General features: G+C 50.3%; 6 protein-coding genes and 1 CRISPR repeat array. Of the genes, 1 reads left to right on the top strand and 5 read right to left on the bottom strand.

What is annotated here, in order from left to right; translation table 11 throughout:
• Positions 1-408 precede the first annotated feature (408 nt).
• Positions 409-1,578: a CRISPR direct-repeat array (repeat unit 28 nt; unit sequence GTTCACTGCCGTACAGGCAGCTTAGAAA).
• A 111-nt stretch (positions 1,579-1,689) separates the two neighbouring features.
• The 5 genes from infA to trxB all read right to left on the bottom strand — a co-directional run bounded on the left by infA (position 1,690) and on the right by trxB (position 7,518).
• Positions 1,690-1,908 (bottom strand): translation initiation factor IF-1, encoded by a 219-nt coding sequence (gene infA / locus FEK42_RS14300; RefSeq protein ID WP_001040187.1) that lies wholly within the window; start codon positions 1,906-1,908, stop codon positions 1,690-1,692.
• Between the two features lie 284 nt (positions 1,909-2,192).
• Positions 2,193-2,897, bottom strand: a complete 705-nt coding sequence (aat, locus tag FEK42_RS14295; protein WP_130205277.1) for a leucyl/phenylalanyl-tRNA--protein transferase — start codon at positions 2,895-2,897, stop codon at positions 2,193-2,195.
• Between the two features lie 44 nt (positions 2,898-2,941).
• A complete protein-coding gene (gene cydC / locus FEK42_RS14290; RefSeq protein WP_135492119.1) occupies positions 2,942-4,663 on the bottom strand; it encodes a cysteine/glutathione ABC transporter ATP-binding protein/permease CydC in 1,722 nt (573 codons plus the stop codon).
• Entirely contained in the window at positions 4,664-6,430 is a 1,767-nt protein-coding gene (gene cydD / locus FEK42_RS14285) for a cysteine/glutathione ABC transporter permease/ATP-binding protein CydD (RefSeq protein WP_130260768.1), read from the bottom strand. It lies immediately after the preceding gene.
• 122 nt (positions 6,431-6,552) lie between these two features.
• Positions 6,553-7,518, bottom strand: a complete 966-nt coding sequence (gene trxB / locus FEK42_RS14280) for a thioredoxin-disulfide reductase (protein WP_130205283.1) — start codon at positions 7,516-7,518, stop codon at positions 6,553-6,555.
• A 544-nt stretch (positions 7,519-8,062) separates the two neighbouring features.
• Here trxB and lrp point away from each other — a divergent pair.
• Positions 8,063-8,557 (top strand): leucine-responsive transcriptional regulator Lrp, encoded by a 495-nt coding sequence (gene lrp, locus FEK42_RS14275; RefSeq protein ID WP_000228473.1) that lies wholly within the window; start codon positions 8,063-8,065, stop codon positions 8,555-8,557.
• Positions 8,558-8,633: the final 76 nt, after the last annotated feature.

Here is an 8,633-nt window from a genome sequence, read left to right as displayed (position 1 = left end):
AGCCCGGATACGTTGCCGTATACACACTTTCCAGGCGTGCTCCTTCAGCCACTCGGACACCTCACCAAATTGTTTTGCTGCCTGACCTCATGGGTGGCAACGGGGCGCTACTATAGGGAGTTGGAGTAAAACGGTCAAGAAGAATTTATATGGATTGATTCGTTTGGTTACGCAATGAACATACTGTTCGCGCCCGGAGATTTTGACCGTATGTGTTCTGGTCAATTGTTTATCAAAATCTATGCATAAAATATGAGATTGAAGAAGTACCAAATAGACCCTTTTTTTAGGTTGAAATGTAACTCATTGATTTTGTTTATTGCTTTTTTGATGTCTGGAAAAAGGGTTTAAATCTGCGACTTTGTAAGTTTTAACAGTAAATCAATCGGATAGTCTGCTATTATTCCAGCTCACTGCCGTACAGGCAGCTTAGAAAGAACGCCGTCAAAAGGCTGGCCGAAAAATTGCGCTCACTGCCGTACAGGCAGCTTAGAAATAACCCTCTTAGCATGTACGCGGTCGATGCTGGTTCACTGCCGTACAGGCAGCTTAGAAACGCCAATACTGCCGACAAAAACACAAAACTATGTTCACTGCCGTACAGGCAGCTTAGAAAAGCCACACAGATCCTTAATTCCAGTCCACAACGTTCACTGCCGTACAGGCAGCTTAGAAAATCTTCCGTGTCGTGAATAGAGCCTACAAACCGTTCACTGCCGTACAGGCAGCTTAGAAAGACGCGGAACGTGCTGATCTGCCGGGAATCGTGTTCACTGCCGTACAGGCAGCTTAGAAACTGTACGTAAATATTTACGTGCGTGGAATCAATGTTCACTGCCGTACAGGCAGCTTAGAAATCAACAGAGGCCAAAGCGCGGCGCATTTCAATGTTCACTGCCGTACAGGCAGCTTAGAAACACTCGGTGGTAATTGCACTACACTGTAAATAGTTCACTGCCGTACAGGCAGCTTAGAAAGTAACGTAACCGACGATAACCAGCCTCGCCAAGTTCACTGCCGTACAGGCAGCTTAGAAAACAGGGTGATTCCGGTTGCCACGCTGATATATGTTCACTGCCGTACAGGCAGCTTAGAAAGGAACGATTGTTCAGACTGAACGCGTTAACAGGTTCACTGCCGTACAGGCAGCTTAGAAAGCAGAACGGCCCCGCAATGACAGCTACTGAAGTGTTCACTGCCGTACAGGCAGCTTAGAAAATCCGCGTACTCCGCCGCCTGCCTGGCTGAACGTTCACTGCCGTACAGGCAGCTTAGAAACTTTCTTACGTGGAATTAGCAAATGCAATCGAGTTCACTGCCGTACAGGCAGCTTAGAAAGCTGTGATATCAGCGGGCTGAATCTGCTCTATGTTCACTGCCGTACAGGCAGCTTAGAAAATACAGCGGAGACGTAAAGCTCAGGTTGTGAAGTTCACTGCCGTACAGGCAGCTTAGAAAGTTCGTCGCGCTCAACGGCTATTGAGTCCGCCGTTCACTGCCGTACAGGCAGCTTAGAAAAGAACCATGACAACCGATCAGGTCAAAGCCCTGTTCACTGCCGTACAGGCAGTTTTCAAACACAACACTCCATCCTCCAATATTTATTCCCCGTAACTCCAAACGCAAAAAAGGCCGGTTAAACCGACCTTTTACTCGTTCTTTCTCTTCGCCCATCAGGCGGTAAAGCAATCAGCGACTACGGAAGACAATGCGGCCTTTGCTCAGGTCGTACGGGGTCAGTTCAACAGTCACTTTGTCGCCCGTCAGGATGCGGATGTAGTTTTTGCGCATTTTACCGGAGATGTGTGCAGTAACCACGTGACCGTTTTCTAACTCTACGCGGAACATGGTATTAGGCAACGTTTCAAGAACGGTACCTTGCATTTCAATATTGTCTTCTTTGGCCATCTAATCCTCTGGGGTATCACTACCGTAATTTGAACCGGCAAGATAATGCCGAAGTTCTGTAAATAAGTAAAGATTTGTGCGCTAATTCGCAACAAACAGGTTTGGCACATAACTCCGAAAACACACGGCTAAGCCGCACTATAAGCGCAACGTATAAGGGAGCGGTGAGATAAACGGTGGGCGTTACCTGACGCGAAAAATTCCTTATCGGCAGCGGAGTAATGAGCATAACCAACTCTGCGACCGCAATTATAACACTCTGGGGAGAAATGTGCCGAAAACATTCATTCTTGTGGTGAAAACAATCGCCGTGGTACCCAGAAATTATTTGGTAACCGTTCGGGGCGCAGTTGATTGAGATAATTGAGGTAATCCCGGCGAGGAATTTCGCAGGCACCAAGCGAGGCCGTATGGTCATTTAATACCTGGCAGTCGATAAGCTTGCCGCCGTGGCGGATAAATTCGTCACAAAAAACCAGGAGCGCTGTTTTCGAGGCATTCTCCATGCGGCTGAACATCGACTCGCCACAAAACAGTGTTCCCTGTGCTACGCCGTACATGCCGCCGACAATTTCGCCTTCACGCCACACTTCTATGGAATGGGCATGGCCCAACTCGTGAAGACGATGGTAGGCTTCGACGACGTCACGCGTTATCCAGGTCCCTTCTTCGCGATCGCTGGCGCAGCCTTCAATGACCTGACCAAACGCGTAATTCAGCGTGACGCGATAGGGAGAGCGCTTATGAAAACGTTTCATGCTGCGGCTGATATGCAGTGATTCTGGCCATAAAACCGCACGAGGATCAGGCGACCACCAGAGAATAGGATCGCCCGGAGAAAACCACGGGAAAATACCGCGCTGATAAGCCATGAGCAGCCGCGCAGGGCTAAGATCGCCTCCCAGCGCCAGCAGACCGTTAGGCTCACGTAATGCGCCTTCCGGGGAAGGGAAGGCTATTGAATGGCGAGAAAGCTGAACCAGGCGCATGACTGCAAAACTCCACTACGCAAGTCGGATCGTTCAATAATAGCTTACAAACCCTGCTTAAACTGGTAATAACGCCCCTGTCTGACAAGCAGTTCTGCATGAGTACCTTGTTCAATAATTTGCCCGTTGTCCATCACTATTATTTGCTGAAAATGTGAAAGTCCACGCAGCCGATGTGTAACCATCAATAGCGTTTTCTCACGCATCATTTCAGTCAGTAATTCGAGGATCTGACTTTCAGTCGTGGCATCTAAGCCTTCGGTTGGTTCATCCAGCAATACTAACGGCGCATCGTGCAATAGCGCACGGGCGATAGCCAGACGACGCAGTTCGCCGCCGGAAAGCTGACGTCCGCCTTCTCCCAACCAACTGTTGAGCCCTGTGTCTTCGAGTAGTTTCTCCAGACCGACGCGACGGAGAATTTCAGCAAGAGTCTCATCAGTAGCGCCAGGTGCGGCGAGTAACAGATTATCGCGCAGTGTGGCGCTAAACAGATGCACTCGCTGCGGCACAACGCTGATGGTCTGGCGCAATGTCGATTCATTCAGGTCAGAGATCGGGCTGCCGTTGAGCAAAATCTCACCCTGTTGCGGGTCCCATGCACGGGTTAGAAGTTGTAACAACGTTGATTTGCCGCATCCGGTTCGCCCGAGAATCGCAATATGTTCTCCGACGTTTGCCTGAAGAGAAATCCCTTTGAGCGCTTGTTGGGATTGTTCCGGATAAGTGAACACAACATCCCGTAATGTCAGGGAAACCTGCTCAGGAACGGCGGACTGAGTATCCGGAAAGGTCACTTCTGGTTTTTGGTCAGTTAAGTCAGTGATACGCACGGCAGAAGCAATAACTTGCCCCAGATGCTGAAATGCACCTGTCACCGGAGCCAGGGCTTCGAATGCAGCCAATGCACAGAAGACAAACAGCGCTATTAACGCGCCTGGCTGGCTATTACCGCCAACGCCGCCGGAGGCCATCCATAGCATCAGAATCACCGCCAGCGCGCCAATCAACAGCATAATTGCCTGCGAGAGCGCGGTCAGTTCGGACTGACGACGCTGCGCTTCCAGCCACTGAATTTCGGTGTTCTCTAACTGCGTACGATAACGATCGCTGGCACCAAAAATGGTCAGTTCAGCTTGCCCTTGCAGCCAGGCGGTTAACTGTTGGCGATACTGACCGCGAAGATGGGTAAGATTTTGCCCGGTGCTTTTTCCCGCTCGATAAAACAGCGGCGGCATCAGGAAAAGCGTCAGCAACATAATGCCGCCCAGCGTGAAGGCGAGGGTGAAATCAAGAAAACTTAACCCGACAGTCACCACCATAATTACCACAAAAGCCCCTACCAGCGGTGAGATAACGCGCAAGTAAAGATGATCGAGCGTATCAACATCGGCGACGACGCGGTTGAGCAATTCGCCCTGGCGATAGCGGGCCAGCCCGGCAGGGGAGAGAGGCAACAGCTTGCTGAAGGTGTAAATGCGCAAATGCTGCAACACGCGGAAAGTCGCATCGTGACTCACCAGACGTTCAAAATAGCGCCCGGCGGTGCGGGTGATTGCCGCGCCACGTACACCTGCGGCAGGTAGCATGTAGTTAAAGCTGTACAGTCCTGCAACTCCCGCCACTGCCGAAGCGGAGAGGAACCAACCAGAAAGCGTCAACAAGCCGATACTGGCGAGCAGTGTGACAATTGCCAGCACAATACCAAGACTTAACATCCACTTATGACGCTTATATAGAGCCAGATAAGGAAGTAACGCGTGCATTTAAATCTCCTCCTGACGGTGGGCCAGCAACGTGGCGAATGGACCGTTAGCCACGCTTAAATCAGCGTAACAACCTTGCTCGATAATTTGGCCATCCTGCATCACCCAAATGACGTCCCAGTCAGCGAGATCTTCTAATTGGTGGGTGACCATCAGCGTTGTCTGGCGCTGCGAGGCTGCGTTTAGCGCCTGCATCACACGCTGCTCGCTGTGTGCATCGAGGCTGGCTGCAGGTTCATCCAGTAATAACAGTGAGCAGGGATGAAGTAATGCACGCGCTACGGCCACACGTTGTGCCTGACCTACGGAAAGGCGAGCTGCCTGATCGCCCACGGGAGTATCGATGCCTTGCGGCAGGAGCGGCAGAAACTCACTGACCCAGGCGTTATCCAGGGCCGTTTGTAACTCTTGCTCGCTGGCATCCGGTCGTGCCAGCAGCACATTGTCTCGTACTGTTGCTGCGGGTAATTGCGGATTCTGGCCAACCCATGAGAGATGTTTTCGCCATGATTCCGGAGATAAATCCCGCAATTCAATGCCGTTGATTTGCAGCGAGCCTTGATAAGAGAGAAAACCGGAAAGCGCATTTAATAGTGAACTTTTCCCGGATCCGCTTCGTCCCACCAGTACCGCACGTTTGCCTGCAGGTAGTATAAAGTTCAGCGGGCCAGCCAGTGTTTTACCTTCAGGCGATGTGATGAACAGATCTTTGGCTTCAATGGTCACTGGTTCGGTAGACGTTAACTCAACGTCACCACGCTGTGGATGGGCGAGCGGTGTTTCCATAAATGTTTTCAGGCTGTCAGCCGCGCCAACAGCCTGGGCTTTGGCATGATAAAACGTGCCGAGATCACGTAACGGCTGGAAAAACTCGGGGGCGAGGATCAACGCAAGGAAGCCCGCAGCCAACGTCACGCCAGTGCTGTAGTGGCCGAAATCCAGCTCACCAAGATAAGAGAAACCAAAGTACACCGCGACCAAGGCAATCGACAGCGAGGTAAAGAATTCAAGAATACCGGAGGATAAAAACGCCAGGCGTAATACTTCCATGGTCCGTTGGCGAAAATCTTCCGAAGCCGAACGGATACTTTCAATTTCAGCCTCGCCACGACCAAAAATACGCAGGGTTTCCATGCCGCGCAGACGATCGAGAAAATGCCCACTTAAGCGAGCAAGCGCGAGAAAGTTGCGTCGGTTAGCATCGGCAGCACCCATCCCAACTAAAGCCATAAACAACGGAATTAACGGTGCAGTGCCGAGTAAAATAAGTGCCGCGGCCCAGTTAGAAGGGAAAATTGCGACGACAATCAGTAGTGGCACTGAGACTGCCAGCGCCATTTGCGGTAGGTAGCGAGCATAGTAATCATGCATATCGTCAATTTGCTCAAGCACCAGCGTCGCCCAGCTCCCCGCAGGTTTGCCCTGAATCCAGGCCGGCCCCGCCTGCTGCAAACGGTCAAGAACCTGGCGGCGGATGGCAAAACGAATATGTTGCCCGGCGTGATAGCCCACCCGTTCGCGTAACCAGACCACCCATGCACGCAGCACAAAGGTCATCACCAGCAAGGTAAAGGGAAGTAGCAAGGCTTCTCGGGGGATGTTCTCCATGATCATATGTTGCAGAATTCGCGCCATAAACCAGGCCTGGGCAATTATTAATATGCCGCTCACAAAGCCCAGCAGACGAGAAATATTCAGCCAACGTTGGGAGATGACGCTTTGCTGTTTTAACCAGCGGGTTAACTCTTTTTGACGGGATTTATTCATTGCACGCTTAGCAGGTGAGTTATCAGAATTATTTGCAGAGCAATGTTACAACGGGGAAAAAATAAAGGCGACCCATAGTCGCATGGTGTCGCCTTCTTTACTTTTGTTACTGATTTGTAAAATTATTTTGCGTCAGCTAAACCGTCGAGGTAGCGTTCCGCATCAAGTGCTGCCATGCAGCCTGTACCGGCAGAAGTAATGGCCTGGCGATAAATATGATCCATCACGTCACCTGCGGCAAAGACGCCCGGAATGCTGGTCTGGGTGGCATTACCATGAATACCCGACTGCACTTTGATGTAGCCGTTTTCCAGTTCCAGTTGTCCTTCAAAAATAGCCGTGTTCGGACTGTGACCGATAGCAACAAACAGACCAGCAACGTCGAGAGACTCGATATTATCGCTGTTTTGCGTATCGCGCAGACGAACGCCAGTGACGCCCATCTGATCGCCGATCACTTCTTCCAGCGTACGGTTGGTGTGCAGAATGATGTTGCCGTTCTCCACTTTGTCCATAAGACGCTTAATGAGGATTTTTTCCGCACGGAAACCATCGCGGCGGTGGATCAAATGTACTTCGGAAGCGATGTTAGACAGATACAGCGCCTCTTCAACTGCGGTATTGCCACCGCCGATGACCGCCACTTTCTGATTGCGATAGAAAAATCCATCGCAGGTTGCACAGGCAGAAACCCCACGGCCTTTAAAGGCTTCTTCAGAGGGCAGGCCGAGATAGCGTGCAGAAGCCCCGGTGGCAATAATCAGCGCATCGCAGGTATATTCGCCGTTATCGCCAGTCAGGCGGAACGGACGATTCTGCAAATCCACTTTATTGATGTGGTCAAAAATAATTTCAGTTTCAAACTTGGTAGCATGTTCATGCATGCGTTCCATGAGCAACGGGCCGGTCAGATCATTTGGATCTCCTGGCCAGTTTTCTACTTCAGTGGTCGTCGTCAGCTGGCCGCCTTTTTCCATGCCGGTAATCAGCACCGGTTGCAGGTTGGCGCGTGCCGCGTAGACAGCAGCGGTATATCCCGCCGGGCCTGAGCCCAGGATAAGCAGTTTACTGTGTTTGGTCGTGCCCATGAGATCCCCATAGTTGTTGGCAGACAATGGGCAGGATTGTAGGGAATTTACAGACGTAAAAAAAGAGTATGACGATTTTGTTAACGATTTGTGCAATCGTCAAAAGCGATAATCGTGTCAAATTCTCCCGTCATTATCACGTCTGCTACTTAATTTTTCCGGTTTATAAGCCGATTAAATGATGATTAAACGTCACTGTTAATGAATAACTGGCATGTTGTACTAAAAAACGATGTTTTGCTTTGACAATCACCTGGTGTTTTGCGAAAACATTCGAGGAAGAAAAAAACAGTATTGTTATGTGCGCATAATCATGCATGTAAATACCATGTTTACCGTGCTAGTGAAATCTACGCATGGCGTGGACAGACGCCATTCGTGATGTCGATAGCTGCCTCAAGGCAACGGTCTTCTCACCGTAGACCCAGGCATTGCGAGCCGTGAATCTTAATGATTTCGGTCTATCGTGACAGGTAGCGACTCTGAACAGTGATGTCTTCAGGGTCAGACAGGAGTAGGGAAGGAATACAGAGAGACAATAATAATGGTAGATAGCAAGAAGCGCCCTGGCAAAGATCTCGACCGTATCGATCGTAACATTCTTAATGAGTTGCAAAAGGATGGGCGTATTTCTAACGTCGAGCTTTCTAAACGTGTGGGACTTTCCCCAACGCCGTGCCTTGAGCGTGTGCGTCGGCTGGAAAGACAAGGGTTTATTCAGGGCTATACGGCGCTGTTGAACCCGCATTATCTGGATGCATCACTTCTGGTATTCGTTGAGATTACTCTGAATCGTGGCGCTCCGGATGTGTTTGAACAATTCAATACTGCTGTGCAAAAACTTGAAGAAATTCAGGAGTGTCATTTAGTATCCGGTGATTTCGACTACCTGTTGAAAACACGCGTGCCGGATATGTCAGCTTATCGTAAGCTGCTAGGGGAAACCCTGCTGCGTCTGCCTGGCGTCAATGACACACGGACATACGTTGTTATGGAAGAAGTCAAGCAGAGTAATCGTCTGGTTATTAAGACGCGCTAACACGGAACAGGTGCAAAATAGGCGTATTTTGATTACACTCCTGTTAATCCATACAGCAACAGTACTGGGGTAACCT

Source organism: Escherichia sp. E2748 (assembly GCF_005781125.1).
Lineage (GTDB): Bacteria > Pseudomonadota > Gammaproteobacteria > Enterobacterales > Enterobacteriaceae > Escherichia.
This window is presented reverse-complemented; position numbering and strand designations above follow the sequence as displayed.